General features: G+C 44.0%; 20 protein-coding genes and 1 pseudogene. 8 read left to right on the plus strand and 13 right to left on the minus strand.

Going from position 1 to position 22,677, the window contains the following annotated elements; translation table 11 throughout:
• Positions 1-200: 200 nt before the first annotated feature.
• On the minus strand, positions 201-1,601 hold the full coding sequence (locus BROSI_RS05015) for an acetate--CoA ligase family protein (RefSeq protein WP_052562675.1): 1,401 nt from the start codon (positions 1,599-1,601) through the stop codon (positions 201-203).
• A 481-nt stretch (positions 1,602-2,082) separates the two neighbouring features.
• Between BROSI_RS05015 and BROSI_RS05020 the strand changes: the two genes are divergently transcribed.
• From BROSI_RS05020 to BROSI_RS05040, 4 genes are all read left to right on the plus strand, one after another.
• Positions 2,083-3,387, plus strand: a complete 1,305-nt coding sequence (locus BROSI_RS05020; RefSeq protein WP_052562676.1) for an MFS transporter — start codon at positions 2,083-2,085, stop codon at positions 3,385-3,387.
• A 232-nt stretch (positions 3,388-3,619) separates the two neighbouring features.
• Positions 3,620-3,931: a hypothetical protein gene (locus BROSI_RS05030; protein ID WP_052562678.1), complete on the plus strand. Its 312-nt coding sequence runs from the start codon at positions 3,620-3,622 to the stop codon at positions 3,929-3,931.
• Entirely contained in the window at positions 3,924-4,667 is a 744-nt protein-coding gene (locus BROSI_RS05035) for a lysophospholipid acyltransferase family protein (protein WP_052562679.1), read from the plus strand. Before BROSI_RS05030 ends, BROSI_RS05035 begins: the two co-directional genes overlap by 8 nt.
• A gap of 24 nt (positions 4,668-4,691) precedes the next feature.
• Positions 4,692-4,997, plus strand: coding sequence for an alpha/beta hydrolase (locus tag BROSI_RS05040; protein ID WP_052562680.1), 306 nt, complete (start codon positions 4,692-4,694; stop codon positions 4,995-4,997).
• Positions 4,998-5,073: 76 nt separating this feature from the next.
• Here the strand turns inward: BROSI_RS05040 and BROSI_RS05045 are convergent.
• The 4 genes and pseudogenes from BROSI_RS05045 to BROSI_RS05055 all read right to left on the minus strand — a co-directional run.
• Positions 5,074-5,899, minus strand: a pseudogene (locus BROSI_RS05045) (IS4 family transposase); the annotation flags it as partial.
• A 491-nt stretch (positions 5,900-6,390) separates the two neighbouring features.
• Entirely contained in the window at positions 6,391-6,585 is a 195-nt protein-coding gene (locus tag BROSI_RS19735; RefSeq protein ID WP_285442645.1) for a DUF433 domain-containing protein, read from the minus strand.
• Positions 6,586-7,782: a cofactor-independent phosphoglycerate mutase gene (locus BROSI_RS05050; RefSeq protein ID WP_052562681.1), complete on the minus strand. Its 1,197-nt coding sequence runs from the start codon at positions 7,780-7,782 to the stop codon at positions 6,586-6,588. It abuts the gene before it with no gap.
• 8 nt (positions 7,783-7,790) lie between these two features.
• Positions 7,791-9,086 carry a homoserine dehydrogenase gene (locus BROSI_RS05055; protein ID WP_052562682.1) on the minus strand — a complete coding sequence of 432 codons (1,296 nt, stop codon included), beginning with the start codon at positions 9,084-9,086 and terminating at the stop codon, positions 7,791-7,793.
• Between the two features lie 539 nt (positions 9,087-9,625).
• Here BROSI_RS05055 and pyrB point away from each other — a divergent pair.
• The 4 genes from pyrB (at position 9,626) to BROSI_RS05075 (ending at position 14,502) form a co-directional block, all read left to right on the plus strand.
• Positions 9,626-10,549, plus strand: coding sequence for an aspartate carbamoyltransferase (gene pyrB, locus BROSI_RS05060; RefSeq protein WP_052565651.1), 924 nt, complete (start codon positions 9,626-9,628; stop codon positions 10,547-10,549).
• Positions 10,546-10,995 (plus strand): aspartate carbamoyltransferase regulatory subunit, encoded by a 450-nt coding sequence (pyrI, locus tag BROSI_RS05065; protein ID WP_052562683.1) that lies wholly within the window; start codon positions 10,546-10,548, stop codon positions 10,993-10,995. Before pyrB ends, pyrI begins: the two co-directional genes overlap by 4 nt.
• An 816-nt stretch (positions 10,996-11,811) precedes the next feature.
• Entirely contained in the window at positions 11,812-12,660 is an 849-nt protein-coding gene (panC, locus tag BROSI_RS05070; protein ID WP_052562684.1) for a pantoate--beta-alanine ligase, read from the plus strand.
• Between the two features lie 723 nt (positions 12,661-13,383).
• Complete coding sequence (locus BROSI_RS05075) at positions 13,384-14,502, plus strand: glycosyltransferase family 9 protein (protein ID WP_052562685.1); 1,119 nt, start codon at positions 13,384-13,386, stop codon at positions 14,500-14,502.
• A gap of 134 nt (positions 14,503-14,636) precedes the next feature.
• On the opposite strand, the gene BROSI_RS05080 is transcribed toward BROSI_RS05075, so the two are convergent.
• From BROSI_RS05080 to BROSI_RS20365, 8 genes are all read right to left on the minus strand, one after another.
• Positions 14,637-16,100, minus strand: coding sequence for an NADH-quinone oxidoreductase subunit N (locus tag BROSI_RS05080; protein WP_052562686.1), 1,464 nt, complete (start codon positions 16,098-16,100; stop codon positions 14,637-14,639).
• Positions 16,101-16,241: 141 nt separating this feature from the next.
• Complete coding sequence (locus BROSI_RS05085; RefSeq protein ID WP_082059043.1) at positions 16,242-17,819, minus strand: NADH-quinone oxidoreductase subunit M; 1,578 nt, start codon at positions 17,817-17,819, stop codon at positions 16,242-16,244.
• 264 nt (positions 17,820-18,083) lie between these two features.
• Entirely contained in the window at positions 18,084-20,015 is a 1,932-nt protein-coding gene (nuoL, locus tag BROSI_RS05090) for an NADH-quinone oxidoreductase subunit L (RefSeq protein ID WP_052562688.1), read from the minus strand.
• A 7-nt stretch (positions 20,016-20,022) separates the two neighbouring features.
• The gene (nuoK, locus tag BROSI_RS05095; protein WP_052562689.1) at positions 20,023-20,325 is read right to left on the minus strand and encodes an NADH-quinone oxidoreductase subunit NuoK; all 303 of its coding nucleotides are present in this window, start codon (positions 20,323-20,325) and stop codon (positions 20,023-20,025) included.
• Entirely contained in the window at positions 20,325-20,834 is a 510-nt protein-coding gene (locus BROSI_RS05100) for an NADH-quinone oxidoreductase subunit J (protein ID WP_052562690.1), read from the minus strand. Before BROSI_RS05100 ends, nuoK begins: the two co-directional genes overlap by 1 nt.
• Positions 20,835-20,959: 125 nt before the next feature.
• Complete coding sequence (locus BROSI_RS05105; protein WP_052562691.1) at positions 20,960-21,397, minus strand: NuoI/complex I 23 kDa subunit family protein; 438 nt, start codon at positions 21,395-21,397, stop codon at positions 20,960-20,962.
• A gap of 1 nt (position 21,398) precedes the next feature.
• Positions 21,399-22,394: an NADH-quinone oxidoreductase subunit NuoH gene (gene nuoH / locus BROSI_RS05110; RefSeq protein WP_052562692.1), complete on the minus strand. Its 996-nt coding sequence runs from the start codon at positions 22,392-22,394 to the stop codon at positions 21,399-21,401.
• On the minus strand, positions 22,395-22,676 hold the full coding sequence (locus tag BROSI_RS20365) for a hypothetical protein (RefSeq protein WP_052562693.1): 282 nt from the start codon (positions 22,674-22,676) through the stop codon (positions 22,395-22,397).
• Position 22,677: the final 1 nt, after the last annotated feature.

The following is a 22,677-nucleotide window of genomic DNA, read 5'->3' on the forward strand; positions in this document are numbered from 1 at the left end:
TTTTTGACAAATTCGAGATTCAAATATCAAAATCGTTCGACTAAGCGCTTACGACGAAGTCCGAAACAAAGGCTACTATTAAATGAGAGAAATTGGAAACGAGGTTTGGAATATTTGAATTTGTAATTTTGAAATTGTTTCGAATTTTGGATTTCGTGTTTTGAATTTTCCACCTGCTTTGTTTGTAACCTGTCCCATCCCTAATCTCTGTATTTTATATCCGAATGCCCAGCGCCTTCCTGTAATACCCTCCTTTTCAGAAGCATTGACATAGCTTTTACGCCCCGTTCAGGAGATGGATAGACAGGAAACTCCCGTTCTTCAAATAACTGTTTGACCTTCGTGGTAAATGCACCTCCCACCGTGCATATAACAGCAGGCTTTCCCGATCGATTCATGATATCCGTGACGAGATCAACCACCCTCTCAGTCATGCCCTGAGGCGCCATGAGTGGTATGATGATGGCAGCGTCGTATTCGTCACTTTCGATCATGCACGTCTGTAAGGCAGTGTAATAGTCTCTATCGCATGCACTTCCGGTCAGATCAACAGGGTTGTTTACCACATAGAACGCTGAGAATTTACTTTTCAGTTTCTCTTTTAACCGGGGAGAGGGGAGTGGGACTTCCAGCCCGTTTTCAGAACAGTGATCGGCCACAATAACGCCAAAGCCACCGCCATTGGTAACAATGAGGATTCTGTTTCCTTTCGGGGGATTTTGCATGGAAAGGGCCTTAACACCGTCGATAAATTCCTCCAGACCGTTTGCCTCAATAATCCCGGATTTCAGGAATGCTGCTTTGTATATTTCATAGTTTCCCGCAATTGCGCCTGTATGGGATTTGGCGGCTGCAATACCGGCTGCACCCTTTCCAACCTTAAGTGCTACAATAGGCTTTTTCTTTGAGCAGGCTTTGGCTGCTTCAATAAACTTCCTACCATGGTCGACTGACTCCATATAGATAGCAATTACCTTTGTATGGATATCATCACTTAAAAATGGCAAGAGAGTGGATTCCCCCACGTCGATTCTGTTTCCGTAGTTTACCATCCTGGCTATACCTAGTCCCTCCAGTGTCGCCAGGTCCAGCAGGGCCACGGCAAAGGCGCCACTCTGAGAGAGGATTGAGAGCGAACCTTTTTTCGGGTTGCTGACCCTTTCCCATGACAGGAATGAGGTGGTAAAATTGGTATAATTATCCAGAACCCCCAAACAATTAGGACCGAGAATCTTGATGTCATTTCCGATTGCAACCTGTCTGATCTGCTCTTCCATTTCGATACCTTCAGCGCCCATTTCACGGAAACCAGCGCTGATAATTATGGCATGATGAATTCTTTTTTGCGCCTGTTGCTTTACGACATCCAATACCAGCGACGCAGGAATGGCGATTACCGTTAATGCTACTTCATCCGGGATATCCAGTATCGAAGGAAAACATTTTAAGCCAAAAACCATCCCGTATTTGGGATTTACCGGGTATATCTTGCCCTGAAAACCCTTACCGAGGAGGTTTTTCAGGATAATGCCCGGTAAACTGCCTGGTTTTTCAGTAGCGCCAACAATGGCAACCGATAAAGGATTAAAAAAAGTTTCCATCTGTATACTCTGTGAAATCTGCGGTTTCAACTCTTGTTGTCCATTTTATGAATCTGCAGATACAACTAATAACAGGAGCAGGAGGATAAATCAAGGATAAAAAATTATCGAAATCAGTACAATGATACGATAAAATATCGATATATACTGTGCTCTGCCATGAAAAAATATGATTCCTTTTCACATACTTTCCAAGACTTCGTATTTATCCTTCTCTTGCAGGTCGATTATTATACGCTCATTGACCAGTACATCTGAGAACCTCACACTTCCCCCCTTTCGTCTCGTAATTAAGGATTAAAAAATTTCTTGCTTTAGCCATCCGCCGGGTGGTATTTTACATGCCTTAAAGTTCCCTTTTTTAATGAACCACATTGCCCGCAGAATTGTCACCCAAATTCCTTCGATCTCTCGTTAAATCGTGTTTTATTATTCGTAATTACAAAGCAGAACTTTTATGAGAAAGCAGCGGAAATAGCCAATGCATCTCGATGACAAGAAAGCAATCTTCGGATGGAGCATGTATGATTGGGCCAATTCAGCCTTTGCCACAACGATCATGGCTGGATTTTTTCCGATTTTTTTTAAACAATTCTGGAGTGCCGGCGCTGATGCCACCGTAAGTACTGCAAGATTAGGACTTGCAAATTCTATTGCCGGTATTACCGTGGGTCTGTCAGCTCCTGTATTGGGTGCTATTGCTGACAAAGGAACATCAAAAAAGAGGTTTCTTCTTTTTTTCGCTTACATGGGTGCGGTGATGGCTTCTTCGCTATACACGGTTTCAAAGGGTAATTGGCCTATTGCTGTTATGTTGTATGTCCTGGCAACCATTGGGTTCTCCGGAGGTAACATTTTCTATGACGCATTGATCACTGGTGTTGCATCTGAGAAGAAGATAGATTTTGTTTCTGCTTTGGGTTTTTCTCTGGGCTATCTGGGGGGTGGTATACTTTTCACTCTAAATGTATGGATGACCCGCAGTCCTGAAACATTCGGATTTGCAGATGCCGGAGAAACTATAAAATTCTCATTCCTCTCCGTAGGTATCTGGTGGGCAGTCTTTTCGGTTCCGCTATTCCTCTTTGTGAAAGAGCCAAGAAATGAAAAAGCTAATTCGGCTACAGGCATAAGCATGGTGAAGGCGGGTTTTGCTCAATTAAAAGAGACTTTTCATAAGATCCGACATTTAAAAACCATTTTTTTGTTCCTTGTCGCTTACTGGCTCTATATTGATGGTGTGAATACAATTGTACACATGGCAGTGGATTATGGCATTTCCATTGGCTTCGAATCCAGCGACTTAATCGTTGCATTGCTCGTCACCCAGTTCGTTGGTTTTCCAGCCGCCATAGTATTTGGTTACCTTGGGGTTAAGATAGGCGCCAGGCGTGCCATTTTTATCGTCATTGCAGTTTATCTGTTTGTTTCCATCTGGGGCGCCTTTATTCAAAGCAAAAAAGAGTTTTTTATCCTCGCCGTCATCGTTGGTCTGGTCCAAGGAGGTATTCAGGCGTTAAGTCGCTCATATTATGCAAAAATAATCCCTGTCGACAAATCAGCTGAGTACTTTGGCTTCTATAATATGCTCGGCAAATTCTCAGTTGTTATCGGCCCGGTCCTCATTGGGGGAGTAGGTCTACTAGTAAAATCTATGGGTTACAGCAGTAATATTGCATCACGAGCAGGCATCATATCGGTTTCGTTCTTCTTCATAGCAGGCGGAACTCTATTCTATTTCGTACATGAAGAGAAGGGAAGAGACGAGGCTAAATATTTGTCTTAAAAAGCCCCTGCCGGCAAAATTTTCAATAATTCCCAATCTTGTTGAAAACCACCATCTCCTTGTTGCCAATTCACTCATTGCATCTTCGGCACTCTTAAGTGTTTTGGCCGGTACCGCTGCTGGATGTATTATCTTTGATTCTGTGGAATTCAGTGCATCCATGTACTTCAACGGCTTTACCTATCTTTTCTCTGCAGGTGCCATAGGGAACTAACAATGAAAGAAAAAGAACGTGCCAGATCAAAGGTGTGGCCGTTGTATTAACGGATATCAGGGAGGGTATGAAATAATTTTCCACGATGTAAGGTTGATAATACTCATTTTTTTTGGTACGATTTTCTGGTTTGTCGGTATTAGCTTTTATGTAGCAATCTCCGATTTTGCCGGGAAGGTATGGGGTTTTACTTCACTAACTCCTCTGGGATTGATTTTTACCCTGCTCGGCGGCGGTCTTCTTACCGGATCCATTCTGGTCGGCATTCTCGTGGCATGGGGGAGTTTCAAACTGAATACCCTATTGCAACAGGGGACGAAAGATGCATAATTTCCGGACAAATTACACGAAATCCCCCTTTCCTGAAGGGGGGAGAAAGGGGATTAATCATTCAACAGGTGTATGTATTTACCGCAATTTCCATAGGCTCCCTGGTTTTCTGAACAATTGTTTCTTCTTTGCGCTCAAGGCAATAGGTGTTGTTTTGTTAAAGGTATTTTATCATACCGAGGTTGAAAATAGAGGGAGCATACCACTTCAGGGGCCGCTGATTGTGGCGGCAAACCATTTCAGTTACATGGATCCTGTCGTACTTCAAACGATATTTCCAAGGCGTATTTCTTTCATGATGACAGAACTGTATTACGAAGGACGTTGGAAATGGTTGTTTAGAGTATTACATTGTATCTGTGTTAAAGAGAAAGGTTCCAACATAGCCGCACTGAGAGAAGGCGTTGAAGTCTTGAAAAAGAACGATGTTCTGGGCATCTTCCCCGAAGGGGGTGTAAGCAGGGAGGGCCGTCTCCAGGAGGGAAACCCGGGTATCGGTTTTCTCGTTGTCAAGAGCGGCGCACCCGTCATTCCGGCTTTTATCTCCGGCACTTACGAGGCCTTACCAAAGGGCGCGAAGATACCAAAAATTTCCAGAATTAAAGTAACCTTTGGCAGACCCCTGATATTTGATAATATCGAAAATAAGGAAAATAAAAAAGGAATTGTGGAGATTACAAATTCGATTATGGAGCAGATTGAAAAACTATCTTTTTCTGATAAACAAACGAAGTGAATTTCTGGAGTTTTTAGAAAAATTATGCAACAGAATTCTATACTGAGTGATTTGTCTCTCTATAACAAGGAATTTACCCTTGGTAATGGCAATACGGCGTGCCTGCTTATCCATGGTTTTGGCTGTGGACCAATCCAGATGCGGGAGATTGCGGAACGTTTGTGCAAATGGGGTTTTACCGCCAGGGGGATACTTTTACCGGGACATTGTGGGAATACGGGTGGACTCTCATTCAATTCACATCACGATTGGAAAGAAAAAGTGGAGTTTGAGTACCGTCAATTAAAGATGAAATACCGGCAGGTCGTTATTATCGGATTAGTTTTTTGAAAAAATCTCAACAATAACGATGTCTTGCGGTCTAAAGTAGGGCGTATAGCAATATGCTCTTATCACTAGTGTCCGGTTATAAGTTGAGCAAAGACAATTGTTTATAAGGAAAGCATGGTTCGCTTTTATAATCAGAACTTGTAAGTACTTGTAAAATAGGGACTTTCTCAAATAGTGTAATACTCAAAATTTGTAAAATTGTGTAGAGGACTCATGTCTAAATTTAGACGCTTTTTAATAATTGCAACAAGCACGTAAACGGAGATTGCAATCCATATTTGAGTTTTTACCGAGTTTTCAGAAGTACCGTAACATGCTTTTATTCTCAAGTGTTGTTTCATCCACTTGAAAAATAATTCAATCTGCCATCGAGATTTGTAAATAAGAGCAATGGTAATGGCGGGAAGGAAAAAGTTGTTCGTCAGGAAAGTAAGATTTTTTTGATTTTCAGCATCGTAATAGCCCACTCGCCGTAAGTTTTTCGGATAATCTTTTGCTGAGTCAGCATTTGAAAGAACTATGGTTTGATCGCATATCAGACCAAGAGATTTATCAATCGGATGTGACTATATTCTCCAAAATTTGAGATTTGTTTTGGAACGAATAACAAAGAATGCTAAGCACACAGTAAGGTTATACAACCGTGCAAAGTCGAGATACCCACGATCCATTACGTAGAAAGAACCCGGTGCTGGAATAAGATCGTCAAGAACGTTTATATCATGAACCTTACCGTCTGTAATTTTGACAAACGAAGGATGCTGCCGCGCAAATCCATGAGAGTATGCAGTTTTATAGCTCCTTTATACTTTCTAAATTTTGCCCAAGGAAAAAGGGAAAAGGCATAAGTCAATCGTTGTGGAATCCAGGGCATAAACGGTCTGATCAAGGTCTATACAAAATTCATGCATGGGTAAAAAATCGATTACTTGTGAGAAAACAGTTTTTCCTATATTCATGAGCCATTCCTTTCTGTTTGTTATGAAGAATAGAATGGCTATAGTATACTTTGAATTTCAAATCGATTACGACCTTTTTTGCTTGTATCTCTCTTGGATTATAATACTTACAACAAATATTTATTCAAACGTCCGGACAGTAGTGTTTAAAATATACCACAGGTAACATAAAAATAAAATTGATTTCCCTGTTTCTGTTACTTTCGTCTGACGGCGTCTTCTGCCTGCTGCGCTTTTGGTAAAGGCAGGCACGAGCCTAACCATGCTCTATTTTCAACCGCCCTCATCAAATCATATATTCAGTATATTGCCATATCTGTATTCCCTTGTGGGTAATTCGAATTACTCTACCTTCATTGCCTATCTGATGAACACGAATGCCCCGGTTTCTCAGGAGTTGACGTTGACTGTGGGGATATTCTCATCCAGCAAGTTCACGAACGAGCGGTCTCCTGCATGAGTTCTGGCGTGTGTGAAATTAAGGCTTCGTGCCGTCCCAGGCGAATGGCTTCGGCAATCGCTTTTCTCGTCAGTTTACCTACCGCCCATTCTTCAATAATTGTCTCCCAGTCCATGCCGTTAGCGACATGTTCAAATACATCCGCAACCAATATGCGTGAGGATTTTATTTACCGAAAAGAACCGGAAATGAGGTGTTCAATCAATCGATGGCCCTCCTTTATGTGAAGACCTGAGGCGTGGGCGTTTGCCTCACTATAGGGAAGTCCAATACCCTTTTCTATGCCAGCACCATAGGCTGCAAAAGGAACGGATTCCGGGGTATGGGTTCGTTTGACAATGGGGGTATAATGGTCAGGAAGCACCAGGATACGCAGGTCACGGAATTTGCTTTTCGCTTCAAGGACAGGCCCGATTATCTTGCAGTCCACCTGTTCAATGGCTTGCACTTTTTCATGTACGTTACCCTCGTGTCCTGCCTCATCGGGGGCCTCTATGTGGATCAACACCACATCATGGGTTTCCAGCGCCTGGATGGCATAGTGACCCTTGTTGGCATAATTCGTGTCGAGATAGCCGGTTGCACCAGGTACATGTATGATGTCCCATCCAAGGTAGCAGGCAATGCCTTTGATCAAATCTACGGCGGTAATAACGGCACCCGTGAGGTTAAACCGTTCTTTGAACGTGGGCATTTTAGGACGATGTCCCTGTCCCCAAAGCCAGATCATATTTGCGGGGTTTTCTTCCAGGTCTATACGCACCTTGTTTATATCATGATTCGACAGAAACGTCCGGGAGCGCTCCATGAGGTCGGTAAGGATTTCGCTTCCATGACCTTTGGGGAGGTGTTTTTGAATTGATTGGCCCATGATATCATGGGGTGGAAAACATTTTGCGTCCATCTTCTGTGAGCCCCTGTATACCATGATGTGGCGATAGCTCTTGCCAGGATAAAAATGGATGATGTCGTTACTCAAATGATCGTTTAGCAATTTGATAAGAACGGACGCTTCATCAGTCTTAATGTGACCGGCGCAAAAGTCTTCCAGGGTATCTTCACTGGCGGTAATAAAGTTGCACCGAAATGCCCAATCGTCGTCGCCAAGTTTGATGCCAATACTGGCAGCCTCGAGGGGTGCGCGTCCTGAGTAGTATTCCCTGGGATCATACCCTAATAGGGTAAGGTTCGCTACGTCACTGCCTGCGGGAAATCCGCCTGGAATGGTCCGAACAACGCCAAGCTGACCATTTTGTGCAAGAAAATCAAGGTTGGGAGTACGTGCCGTTTCAACGGGAGTTCTGCCGCTGAGTTTGTCTATGGGGTAGTCCGCCATTCCGTCAGGGACAATAATGCAGTATTTCAAGAGACCTCCTATTCTTCTACACGGAGAAATTTTGTATGGTCTTTTATTACATCGAGTTGTTTCATTTCTGTAAGCGCCTTTTGCAGATTGCCTTCTTCTGCAAGATGGGTCATCATTACCAGAGGAACAGTGCCGTTTTCCCTGGCCTTGTGCTGGATTACCGAGGCAATGCTGATCTCATATTTCCCCAAGATGCCGGATATTTTTGCGAGCACTCCGGGTTTATCCACAACGGAAAACCGTAAATAATAACGGGTTTTGAATTGTTGTATATCAGCAATAGGGACATATTCACAATGCCCGGAAAAGGTCTTCATGGCTTTGAACGTGATACCTGCTCTTCCAAGCGCAACATCCACGAGGTCTGCAACCACAGCGCTGGCTGTGGGCATCTGGCCTGCCCCCTTGCCATAGAGCATTGTTTCTCCTACAGCACTTCCGGTAATGCAGATGGCATTAAAGACGCCATTCACCGAGGAAAGTGGATGGTCATGCGGAAGGAGCGTAGGGTGGACGCGGAGTTCAATATTGTTTTCTGTTTTTTTTGCAATTGCCAGGAGTTTTAAGGTATATCCCAGCTCATGAGCATACCATATGTCCGATAAGTCCATGGCGCTAATACCTTCGTGATAGATGTTCTTGTAGTCAAAATCTACACCAAAACCAATCCTTGCTAAAATAGCGAGCTTGTGTGATGAATCTATGCCCTCTACATCCATGGTAGGGTCTTTTTCAGCATAACCCAACCTTTGCGCCTCGGCGAGGGCATCGCTGTATTTTACCTTCTCCCTGGTCATCTTGGTTAAAATGTAGTTGGTTGTGCCATTTACAATGCCAAAAATAGCCTCAATCTTGTTGGCAATAAAACCATCCCGCAGTGCAGCAATAATGGGAATTCCACCCCCTACACTTGCCTCAAATGAGATGCTCTTGCCGTGCCGGCGCGCTTTGCTAAAAAGTTCTGAGCCGTGTAAAGCCAGAAGCATTTTATTTGCAGTGACGACATCCTTCCCTTTTTCAAGGGCTGTGGTAATGATTTCCATGGCAGGGTGTAATCCCCCGATAAGTTCCACAACGACCTGAATATCCGGATTATTGAGGAGTTCCTTTGCATCGGTGGTAAAGAGAATATCCGATGGCAGATTCAATTTGTTTTTCACATCCGGGTTACGATCGGCGATACCTTTTAAGACGGGTACGCAATCGAGTTTTTCAAGGAGGGGTGAGCCTTTTTCCAGAAGGATTTTCGCAACCCCCGCACCAACTGTTCCCATGCCTATGAGTCCCACGTTGAATGTGTTCATAAATTACCTGTTTCCTAATTATAGAGTATTTGCCACAAAGACACGAGGTGATTGAAAATACATTAGGCTGGATTTTAAAAGTTAAAAAATCCAACGACCTTTTTACCCACCCCTGAAATCCCCTCCCGAGAGGGGACTTCTCAAATTCCCCTCTCGGGAGGGGGGGGTTGTTTATTCATTCCTTAACGAAAAAAGATGAAATTCCTTTACGTCAAGTTACAGGTGATACCCACGTTATACCTCAGTACCTTCGGGACCGATGAATAGATAAAGTTAAGGTGCTCATACAAAGAGGATTTACTATAACGGATAAAAATGTTTATTGTCAATAAAATTTGTACGTGATAAAATTGATAAAAAAAGGGATTTGTTATGCAGGCGGTGTTGTTTAATTTTCCTTGTAATGTTTCAAGGGGTCTGATAAATTATTGCTCAAATTTTAGAAATTTCAAACACCCCATAATCCCCCCTGTAAACGGGGGAAGGCTGCCGAAGGCCTGATGTATATAAAAAGGCTACAAGATCTATAAAAATACATGATAAGCTTTAAACAAAGAGATATTATTTCTATCAGGCATTTTAACAAAGAAGAGTTATTGTATATCCTTGATCTGGCAAAGCGAATAGAGCAAATGGAGCATACGGACATACTCAGGGGCAAGGTGCTTGCTTCATTATTCTTCGAACCTTCAACGAGGACAAGGTTGAGCTTTGAATCGGCCATGAATAGGTTGGGTGGAATGGTAATTGGCTTTGCCGAGCCAGGAGTGACTTCGGTGGCAAAGGGCGAATCACTGAGCGATTCCGTAAAGATTATCGAAGGATATTGTGACATCATCGTCTTAAGGCATTATCTCGAAGGTTCGGCACAATTAGCAGCAGATGTCGTAAAAATACCGGTGATTAATGCAGGGGATGGTGCGAACCAGCATCCAACACAAACCTTTTTAGATCTGTATACAATCCAGAAGACAAAGGGAACCCTGGAAGGTCTTACGATTGGTTTTTTGGGAGACCTGAAGTACGGGAGAACGGTACATTCCCTTGCTTACGCCCTTGCGTATTTTGGCGCCGAGATGTACTTTATTTCACCGCCCAGCCTCCGCCTGCCTGGAGATTTTATGGAGGCGCTGAAAGACCGGAAGGTAAAGTGCCACGAAAACGAATCACTCATGGGTATAAGTAAGAGACTCGACGTGATTTATTGCACAAGAATCCAGAAGGAACGTTTTGCAGACCCGGTTGAATTTGAAAAGGTTCGCGGCATATATAGACTGAGTAAGGCAATGCTGGAAGAATTCGGGATTAAGGACGATTTAAAGGTATTACACCCCTTACCTCGTGTGGATGAAATGGATGATAGCCTGGATGCAACCGATTTTGCTGTATATTTTCATCAGGCGCGCAATGGTGTTCCTGTCAGGAAGGCTTTGTTAGCCGCTGTTTTGGGAGCAATTGAATGAAACATCTTGATGTCGCCGCAATAAAAGACGGGTCGGTGATTGACCACATAGACAGCAAAAGCACATTGAAAGTTGCCGAAATTTTAAATATTCAGAACGAAGAGCAGATAGTCCTTGTAGGGATGAATTTAACGAGTAAATTTTTAGGAAAAAAGGGAATTATAAAAATTGAGGGGAAAATTATTGCTCAAAAAGAGGCCAATAAAATCGCTCTTATTGCCCCAAATGCTACAGTAAATATTATCAAAGATTATGAGGTTGTTAAAAAATTCAAGATCGTAGTTCCGGAAATTATCGAAGGTATCGTGAAGTGCTTTAACCCTAATTGTGTAAGTAATTATAACAATATAAAAGCCAGGCAGCACGTAGTAACGAAGAACCCCATAAAATTACAATGTCACTACTGTGAACGTCTCATGAGTGCAAAGGATATTGTATTGATTTGAATTCTTTGATAGAAACAGAAATAGCCCGTCATATTCAATCAACTCGATACTTCTCATTGTGGCTTTTAACCTCTTGAATACAACAGCCTATTCTTCAAACTCCCTTATATCCTTACATCGCACCCTTTTACTCCATAAGATTTTACAGAAATTTATATAATACAATGAACAGCAGCAACTAACAACCCCTATATTTTCCTTCATTTTTTCATTTTACTCTCTGTGGCTTGTTCCTCGCTACTGGCTGTTTTCAAAGAACCATAAGGAGTTGGGGGCGGTTGATACTTCACATATTTTTATAACAGGTGTTCGTAACTTATTTATTTACCTTTATTTACACCTTGGGGAACGTTTAACCCCATTAACACTCCCCCAACTCCATTTTTATTATATCACGAAAGACAATTTTTGCAAACAGGTAAGAGACAAACAGTTTGTAAGTAATTACTAATAAAAAATTTACAATAAAACATTTTCTAAAAAGAAGAGCCGGAGATGGAAAAAAGGAGACCAGCGTTGGGGCGCTAGTAGGGTAAGACCCTAAAACCACCTCCGACTCTATAGTATTATAGCATAGAGTAAAAAAATTTACAAATTTTCAGACAGGGGTAAAAATCACTAAATTTACACTGATTTTACAAAAAATCACTTGCCCCGTGGGTGTTGCTTTTTGTACTATCCTGTTGACAAAGAATTTTAAAAATGAGATCCTCTCCCCATATTTCTCTCGTCGGGGGGATAAAGGAGTGTGTAATTTTACCATAACACACCCCTGACTCCTTTTTGGGGGGAGATTAATTGTAAAGGATTATTGCGTTGCACATCATCACATCAATAAGGGATATTCAAGGGCATATCAAGAAGCTGAAGGAAAACCATGCAACAATCGGTTTTGTTCCTACGATGGGGGCATTGCATGAAGGGCATTTGAGCCTGGTAAGAGAGGCAAAAAGAAAAAACGATACTGTGGTGGTGAGTATCTTTGTAAACGCCTTGCAATTTGGGGAGAACGAAGATTTTTCACACTATCCAAGGACGTTTGAAAATGACTGCAAACTCCTTTCTCAGGAAGGAGTTGATATGGTATTTCATCCGGATGCAGCAAAGATGTATTCGAAGGGGTTTTGTACATCAGTTATACCCGGACACCTTGAAAATGCCCTCTGTGGCAAATCTCGTCCAGGCCATTTCCGGGGAGTTGCGGTAGTTGTGCTAAAACTATTCAACATCGTAAAACCCGATATTGCCTATTTCGGGCAAAAAGACTTTCAACAAACGGTTATCATCAAACGAGTGGTTTCCGATTTAAATGTCGATGTTATAATAAAGATACTTCCTACAATGAGGGATCAGAATGGATTGGCATTGAGTTCGAGAAACGCCTATCTCAGTGAGGTAGAAAAGAAAGATGCCCTTTGTTTATACAAGGCGCTGACAAAGGCACAGTCCATGGTACAGGCGGGTATTCAAAATACAGAAAATATTGTACAGGAAATGGAGAAAATTATTCATACTACCAAATCCGCCACGATTGATTATATTTCCATTGTAAGCCCTGAAACCCTTGAGGAAGTGCCGATGGCACACAGCGGTGACGTTGCAGCCCTGGCTGTCAGGATAGGCAAGACACGGCTCATCGATAATGTAATTCTGCTTTTCAGTTGAAATCACGTAATGATATTTTGGTTTTATAAAACATTCGTTTAAGCATAAAGTAAACATGCCTGTATATCTTCTTTTTCTAAAAATCGTATTTACATTCCCAAAAACATCTTGCGCCTATCTTCATCTAAAACATTGTAAAAATCTTGAATAAAATTGCCTATAGAATTTCTTGTTTTTTGCATGATCTGATCTTCGTATTTAACTCCATTATAGTAGTCAACCCTGATTAAAAATCCTTTATCTGTCCAGATGAGGAAACTGGCCAGTATCTGGCCTAATTTTATAAAGAAGGGCTTGTAGAAATGTTTATTGTCTATTACCAGCCAGTAGATTATTATTCTATCCCTAAAAGGTCAAAAGGCGCATTGTCAGAAGATACCATGCCCGCACCAACAATCACGTGAACTCTTGGATGCATTGCAGATAAAGTTACCAGGGGTATTGCCAAGCCGGAACATACGGGTAGTCACGAGAAAAAAACTTCTTCATCAACGAAAAGACCAAAAAAAATTAAGGCTTTCATGGCCTTTATTTTTTACTTTGGTGTGAACATCCGATACAATGAACTTACTCCAACAGGTATTTTGCAGATGTGCATTTCTTCCAAAAATCACTTGTCTCTCAGGTGTTACTTATTGTACTATCTTAATTACTCTTGCTGTAATATGAAGAATTCAAAGGTCTAATCTCATAGTGATCTTACTTGTTAAGGAAGATGATACGATGTTGAAAGAATTTAACTGCCGTTTTTTTGTCTCGGAGAAGCCCTGCCGGTACAAACTCGATTGCCCCGTTGACGATACGTGTCCCAAATATCAGACGATGGGGAAGCGGATACTCATTATCAAATTGGCTGCCATTGGAGATGTACTGAGAACCACCCCTATCCTCCCTGCCCTAAAGGAAAAATATCCGCAATCCCATATTAGCTGGATTACGGATCAATCGTCTCTGTCTGTCCTTGAGGAAAACCCGTACATCGATCGCCTCCTGACGGCAAATTACGAAAATGCCTTGCGGCTTCAGGTCGAGAAGTTTGATATAGTAATCTGCCTGGATAAGGATACCGTGGCTTCCAGCCTCGCATCCCTTGTGAAGGCAGACCAGAAGCTTGGATTTGCACTCTCCGGAAACGGACTCCTGTATCCCCTGAACAAGGAGGCGGATTATCTGTTCCGGTTAGGGGTATCCGACGAACTTAAGTTCCGGCAAAACCAGAAGACCTATCAGCAGCTTATCTTTGATGCCCTGGGATTGGATGAAAAATACGGGGAATATGTCATTCACCTGCCGCAGAAGTATACCACCTACGGTGAGCAATTGATGAAGCAATGGGGGATTCATAACGGCAGACTGGTTATCGGCCTGAATACGGGGGCGGGGAAAAGATTTGCTACAAAGCGATGGGAAACGGGAAGCTTTGTCGAGCTTGCAGACCGGTTGTCAAAGGACATGAAGGCGCACGTGATGCTCCTGGGCGGACCCGAGGAAGTTGAACGGAATAAAGAAATTGCCTCCAGGACAAAGTCCAAAATAACTGACAGCGGGTGTCACCACAGCTTGAAGGAATTTATGGGATTAATAAGCCAATGTCATCTGATAGTTACGGGAGATACGCTTGCCCTGCATCTTGCCATTGCATTGAAAAAACTGATTGTGACCTTTTTCGGGTCTACGTGCCACCAGGAGATCGACCTCTATGGCCGGGGGAAAAAGCTCGTTGCCGGCGTGGATTGCGCCCCGTGCTATAAAGGAAATTGCGATACGATGATTTGTATGAAAAGCATACACGCCAATGATGTATTTCGTGCGTGCAAAGAAGTACTGGGGGAATTATTGTAATCGTTTACCGCTGTCATCACGCCTTTTTCGTAACACCCTGAAACCATGAAAATATTTCAGATGGCGAAAAAGATTGCTATCCATGAAAGATTTCCATTATATTTTGAATAGCTCTTCCACGAGTTTTTCCCTGGCTATTTGAACAGAAGGGTGGCCTGCTGGGCTATTTCCATGACCCTGGAGGGGAAGATACCCAACTGAAGTGTGCCAACCACCGAGATGACGATGGCTGCAACGATCAAAGGAGAGATGGTGAGGGGAGTGAATTCCCGGGTGGATTCCTTCATGTACATAATTACCGTAATTCTGAGGTAATAGTACACGGAAATGACGCTGTTAATCACGCCAATCACTGCAAGTCCGACATACCCTGATTTTATGGCGGCGCTGAAGATGTAAAATTTTCCCACAAAACCTGCCATGGGCGGAACACCTGCCATGGAAAGCATGAAGAGCGTCATCGCTATGGCCAGAAGCGGGTGCTTAAAGCCCAATCCTGCGTAGTCGTTGATCTGTATGAATTCATCTCCCTTATGGCTCAGCACAATGACAATGGCGAATGCCCCGATATTCATGAAGGTGTATGCCAGGATGTAGAACAATGTGCCCGGCACACCCATATTGTTTGCAGACACCAGGGCAATCAGGAGATAGCCGGCATGGGCGATACTGGAATATGCCAGCATCCGTTTGATATTCGTCTGTGCGATGGCTACGATGTTTCCCATTGTCATGGTCAGTACGGCAAGGATGAAAATAACCTTTTGCCATTCGTAATGGGACGACCCGAACGCGGTCATAAAGATGCGCAAAAAGGCGGCGAAGCCTGCAGCCTTGGGTCCTACAGACATAAAGGCCGTTATCGCCGTAGGCGCCCCTTCGTAGACATCGGGTACCCACGCATGGAAGGGTACAGAAGCGACCTTGAATCCAAGTCCAATGATTATCAACCCCATTCCCATAAGTAACAGGGGGTCAGAGATGCCTCCCTTACCTGCAATAAAACCAGCGATTTGTCTAAGGTTGATCGTGCCTGTCGTACCGTAAATAGCGGAGATACCATAGAGCAAAAAGCCCGTGGCGAATGCACCCAGTAAAAAATATTTCAGAGACGCCTCGTTTGAGATGAGTTTTGACCGTTTAAAACCTGTCAGGATGTAAATACTGATGGACATGACCTCCAGGCCGATGTAAATGTTCAGCAAATCGGCCCCGGATGCCATCAGCATCATGCCTATGGTTGAAAACATGATAAGGGCATAATATTCCCCGTGGTTGATCTCCTCGCGTTTAATGTAACTGTGTGAAATCAGGACCGTAAGCCCTGTACTAAGCAGGAAGATAAAGTTAAAAAACAGGGAATAATTATCTATGGTAAAGGTTTCATGAAAAGAGAAGAGTGTCGTTCCTGTAGGATTTCTGGCAAAGATGGCAGCAGTGACAATACCCATCAATGACAGATAGGCAAGGAGGTTCTTCTCCCCCAATCTCCTTGAAGATAAGACATCCACCAGGAGCACAATCATGGCAAAACCTGCCAGGATCAGGATCGGCAGGATGCTCAGGACATTAAACGTCATTATGGAAACATTTGTCATATCATATTACCTTGCAATACGTTATTTTTCAGCAACTCTCGTCTGAATGTAAAATTATTTGTGATAAATCCGATTCCTTTGGGCTTTATTCATTGGAGTTTGTTTTGGGTTTCGGATTTCGAGCTTCGAATCTATTTTTCACTACCACTCTGTTTTGGCCTCAGGGATTATGTCAATCTTTGGCGCAACATTTTTCGGTAATTGCCCCAGGTTGCTTTGCTTTTGTACCCCGGACACCATATCTGTCTTTTCTCCCGCCTTCTTTAAGAGGTGGTTCACCGAGGCATCCATCTTTCTCAGGAACGAGTTGGGATAGATGCCTATCCAGAAGATTATCATTATGATGGGGATCAGGATAGCAAGTTCCCGTTTGTTCATATCAGGTAATGTCTTATTTTCCTCGTGGGTTATTTCATGAAACATGACCCTTTGAAACATCCAGAGCATGTACACCGCCGCAAGGATAATGCCCGATGTTGCGATGGATGCGTACAGCATGCGTGACTTGAATGTACCCACCAGAATGAGAAATTCCCCGACAAAGCCGTTTAATCCCGGCAATCCTATCGAGGATAGGGTAACGATCATAAAGAAAGTGGCAAAGACCGGTATCCGTTTGGTTAAACCTCCAAAGTCCGCAATCATGCGTGTGTGTCTTCTTTCATACAGCATGCCGACTACCAGGAAGAGTGCCCCGGTGCTGAGACCATGATTAACCATTTGGGTAATACCACCCTCGATGCCCTGGATATTGAAGGCAAAGATGCCCAGCATGACAAATCCCAGGTGGCTCACGCTGGAATAGGCGACGAGTTTTTTCAGATCATCCTGCACCATGGAGACCAGGGCACCATAAATGATACCCACAATTGCCATCCATGAAATTACCGGTATGAATGCATGACTTGCCTCCGGGAACAGCGGGAGGCAGAACCTGACAAATCCGTACGTTCCCATCTTTAAGAGTACCCCCGCCAGGATCACACTTCCGGCTGTGGGCGCTTCCACGTGGGCATCCGGCAGCCACGTGTGAAAGGGAAACATGGGTACTTTAATGGCAAAGGCAAAGGCAAATGCCAGGAATAACCAGAACTGAACGGCAAAAGACAGATCGAGCCGGTAAAATTCCAGGAGATTAAAGGTGTATTCTCCCGTTGCCCGATAATTCAGAAAATACAAGGCAATGATGGCCAGGAGCATGAACACGCTGCCGGCCATGGTATAAAGAAAGAATTTTACGGCTGCGTAAATCCTCCTCGGCCCTCCCCAGACGCCAATGAGGAGATACATGGGAATGAGCATGAGTTCCCAGAACACATAAAACAAAAATACATCCAGGGAAATAAACACGCCAATCATGCCCGTCTCCAGCACCAGCATGGCAACCATGTATTCCCTCACGTTCCTGGCGACATGCCATGAGGCCAGGATGGCAAGAGGTGTGATAAAGGTTGTCAGGAGTATCAGAAAGAGGCTGATCCCATCGATTCCAACATGGTAATGAATTCCAAAGGATGGGATCCACCGCAGTTTTTCGACAAACTGCATCTCATACGTACGCGCGTCAAAGGCAAAGTATAAGGGCAGGGAAATGAAAAATACCACTATGGATACTAACAGGGCTGTCGCCCGAATGAGTTCAGCCCTTCTTGAATCCATCGAAAGGATAAAGAATACCCCGATGATCGGAAGAAAGGCTATAAGTGAAAGAATAGGCATAGATATTCGGTTATTTCAAAATTACCGTCGTTATTAATTTGATATTTAAAAAAATTTCATTCAGTAGGGTGGATTAAGGCACTGTCTTTTACGCCGAATCCACCTTTCCACATTTTTCTAAATGGTGGATTCGCTTCGCTTAATCCACCCTCCCCGCTAATGATCTTAACTTTTTCTATAACAAGATTAAAATCCCTTTACACCCAGTTTCTCATGCGGCTGAGCGCTTACAGCGAAGCCCATGCCACCCAGCCCAGTTCAACCTTACTTTCCCCTGCCCAATACCATAAATACGATAATAAAGATGCAACCAATCACAATATAAAAAGCATAATTGCGTATATATCCCGTTTGTAAGAGACGCAGGACATTGCCAATTCCCCCGACAAGACGGGCAATGCCGTTTACAGAACCGTCGATCATCCCGCTATCCACACGCTTCCATAATTGGACTGAGATTTTTTTTGTAGGGTTTACAAAGAGGGCATCGTACATTTCATCGACATAATATTTATTCAGCAGCAGTTTATAAATTACCCGGAACCGCCCTGCCAGTTTTCCGGGCAGTTCAGTTTTTTTCCTGTACATTTGATACGCAAGGAATATGCCCGCAAGCGCGATAGCTGTGGAAATGACCATCATCAGATAGGGAAGCCATGCGCTGTGGTGCACACCGGCTTCAGCTGCAGAACTTTCAGCGTGGCCATGCTCACCAAACACCGGCGACAAAAAGCCGGTGATGGCGCTTGCACCGGGGATGCCCAGGAATCCGCCAAAAAAGGAAAGTCCCGCAAGTATCATTAACGGCAGTGTCATATTTTTGGGGGATTCATGGAGATGTTCCATGGCATGGTGATCCACACGGGATTCACCGTGAAACGTCATAAATAGCAAACGGAACATATAAAAGGCCGTTAAAAAGGCCGCAAAAGCCCCAATCATCCAGTATATGAAGTTTCCGCGGACAAGCGATTCCAATAAAATTTCGTCTTTGCTGAAGAATCCTGCAAAGGGCGGAATGCCGGCAATGGCAACAGTGCCGATCAAAAATGTCTTGTAGGTAACGGGAATATGATGCCTCAGTCCACCCATCTTTCTCATGTCCTGTTCACCGGACAGAGCATGAATAACGCTGCCAGAACCCAGGAATAACAATGCCTTGAAAAATGCGTGGATCATAAGATGAAAGACGCCTGCCGTAAAAGCACCCACACCGCACGCCAGAAACATATATCCCAGCTGACTGATGGTGGAATACGCCAATACACGCTTGATGTCGTTTTGCACCAGCCCTATGGATGCCGCAAAGAGCGCCGTTCCTGCGCCAATACTTGCCACCACGGTCATGGTGAACGGGGATAACAGATACAGGACGTTGCAGCGTGCGATCATATAGACGCCCGCCGTTACCATCGTTGCCGCATGGATAAGCGCGCTGACAGGCGTTGGGCCTTCCATGGCATCGGGTAACCAGGTATACAGGGGTATCTGGGCAGACTTACCCGTTGCACCCATGAACAGGAGAAGGGTAATGATCGTTACCGTGAAGCTACCCACTTCGAAATTTCCATGAGAAGCGGCACTGAATACCTCCGTAAAATCGATGCTATGGAAAGTCAGGAAGATAAGCATGATGCCCAGGGCAAAGCCGAAATCGCCAACCCGGTTGACCACGAAGGCCTTTTTGGCCGCATTTGAGGCAGACTTTTTTTCAAACCAGAAACCGATAAGCAGATATGAACACAACCCTACCGCTTCCCATCCAATGAACATAAGGAGAAAATTATTGCCCAAAACGAGCAACAGCATAGAGAAGGTAAACAGATTCAGGTAGCAAAAATAGCGGTGGTAACCTTTATCCTCATGCATATAGCCAATCGAATAGATGTGGATAAGGAATCCCACCCCGGTAACGACAAGGATCATGAGTGAAGACAGGGGATCTACCTGCAGACCTGCAGCCGATTTGAATGAGCCTGATTCAATCCAGCTAAAGAGATGTTTTTCAAACAACCTTTCGCCGGGGGGAAGCTGAAGGAGTCCGCAAAAGACAAGTATCGACACAAAGAAGGAAAGGCCAATTGCCCCGCAGGCAATGTAGCCAACGGTTTCCTTGCGCAGCCTTTTACCGATAAGACCGTTGATGGCAGCCCCAATTAAGGGAAATACCAGGATCAGCGCGACAAGATTGAGCATGCAGTTCCTACCATTTCATAATATTTATATCGTCAATGTTTACGGTTTCTTTATTCCTGAACACGGCTACGATGATTGCCAAACCGACAGCGGCCTCGGCTGCGGCAACGGTCATGGTAAAAAATACAAATAATTGACCCTGCATGGAATTGAGGTAGTGGGCAAATGCCACAAACGACAGATTGACGGCGTTCAGCATGAGCTCGATACACATAAAGATTATGATCGCGTTCCTCCGTATCATGACACCTACAACACCAAGCGTAAACAGGATTGCGCTCAGTACGAGATAGTGGGTGATGGTAATCATTATAGTTTCCTCTTTGCCAGCATAATAGCTCCGATAGCCGCTACGAACAGGAGAATAGACGTTATCTCGAACGGCAGCAGATAATCAGTGAATAATACATTGCCGATCAGTTTGGTGTTTCCAATGCTATTGATGTAAGCAGTGGTATATTCACCTTGTTTTCCCTGAAGGAGTTTTGACCTGAGAACTATACAAATGACGGTGAACAAGGCTATTCCCATAAGAATAGCAGGTATCCTTTGAAACGGTAATGCGTTCTTTGCCTCTTCCTTAATGTTCAGGTTTAACAGCATGATTACAAAGAGGAAGAGCACCATAATCGCCCCTGCATAGACAATGATCTGAACAGCAGCAATGAATTGCGCCTCAAGCAATATATAGAGCACCGCGATGCTGACCATGGTCTGAATAAGATATAAAGCGCCGAAGACGGGGTTTTTCTCAAAGATAAGATAAACCGCAGTGGTTACAGCAACCGCAGCCATGATATAAAATAAATAGGCTTCCATAGAAATCTCAAGCTCCCATTGCCAAACAATCTGTCATAACCAACCCCTCAATCCCCTCCTGAGAAGGGACTCAGGGGTTGGTTCGCTTAGCCCGCCCTACCGCAAACTCATTCCCTCTTGAATTTTTAGCCGATGATTCCCCCCGGCAAATTCCTCTTTCTCGTGAGGTCTAATAATTTTTCCTTATCAAAGACGTCCTTGTTCTGATAGGTAGCCAATTCAAAGGTATCCCTGAGTATGATGGCTCTTACCGGACAAGCCTCTTCACAATAGCCGCAGTAAATGCAGCGAAAGGCATCCAATTCATACATTTTGGGATACCTCCTGTGCGTTTCATCCTCGCCTCCCTCGACAGTGATGCACTGTGAAGGGCACACCTTTGCGCACAGGCCGCATGCGACACACTTTTCCCTTCCATCCTTTCCTATCTGCAATTCAGGCAGCCCTCGAAACCTTGCAGAGAGTTTTGGCCGTTCGTCAGGATACTGTATTGTGGCGCAGGTGCCCGGACTAAGAAATCGTTTGAGTGTGAGTATCAGACCTTTAATGAGCGGTAAAATCATGCTATCCCTTCAGAACCATGATAAGTCCTGTAATTATGATATTGAGCAGCGAAAGCGGCAACAGAAACTTCCAGCCAAAATGCATTAATTGATCGTATCTGAGCCTTGGGAACGTTGACCGTATCCAGATAAAGAAAAACAAGCAGGCTGACAATTTTACCATGAACCATACCACCGGAGGTAAAAATGGCCCCTGCCATCCGCCCAGGAAAAAGGTTACGGCAATTGCAGATACCGTGATCATGTTGGCATATTCTGCCATGAAGAACATGGCAAATTTCATACTGCTGTATTCCGTATGATATCCCGCCACCAGTTCTGACTCTGCCTCAGGAAGGTCAAACGGGCAGCGATTGACCTCGGCTATGGCGCTTATGGCATAAATAAAAAATCCGACTGGTTGTAAGACAATGTTCCATAATTTCGCCTGGGCATTGACAACATCCACCAGACTTAACGATTCGGTTAACATAACCACTCCGATGAGCGACAGCCCAAGGGTCAATTCGTAACTGATCATCTGAGCTGAAGACCGTATCCCGCCCAATAATGAGTATTTGTTGTTTGATGCCCAGCCAGCCATAACAACGCCGTAAATACCTAAAGAGGACACGGCAAAAACGTAAAGGAACCCGATATTGATATCGGTAATTACCAGATCTACGCTGTATCCGAAGATCTTTACCTTGTCCCCGAAAGGGATGACGGCAAAGGTCATCAGGGCGGGAATCATGGCCATGGCGGGCGCCAGTATAAAAAGCAGTTTACTTGCCTTTTCCGGAATAATATCTTCCTTGAACAGCAGCTTTATGCCGTCGGCAATGGGTTGCAACAACCCGTGAGGTCCAACACGCATCGGCCCCAGCCGCACCTGCATGTGCGCCATGATCTTTCTTTCGAGCCAGATCATGGAGATAACCATAAGCTGGATCGCGCCAAATACCAGAAAGATCTTTATGCAGGCAATAATAAGGTATACAAGCGACTCTGTATTCATTTAGTGAACGTTTGCCTCTTTCTGTTGCATCCTCTGGCCGCAACATTCCAAGATACCGGTCGTTTCAACGATAACATCTATCTCCTGTCCGCATACATTGCATCTGAATTTTACACCATCTTCAGGCTTATGATGTGCAGTTGTCCAGGTGGCCATCATTCCCCTGGCACCTACAAAGCGCATCTCCTGACCGCAGCATACCAGCACTCCGAAGCCTTCTTTGGTAACAACTACTTTTTGTCTGCAGATTTCGCAAAAATATGTTTGCCCTTTTTTCGCCATA

It is taken from the genome of Candidatus Brocadia sinica JPN1 (genome assembly GCF_000949635.1).
Taxonomy (GTDB): Bacteria; Planctomycetota; Brocadiia; order Brocadiales; family Brocadiaceae; genus Brocadia; species Brocadia sinica.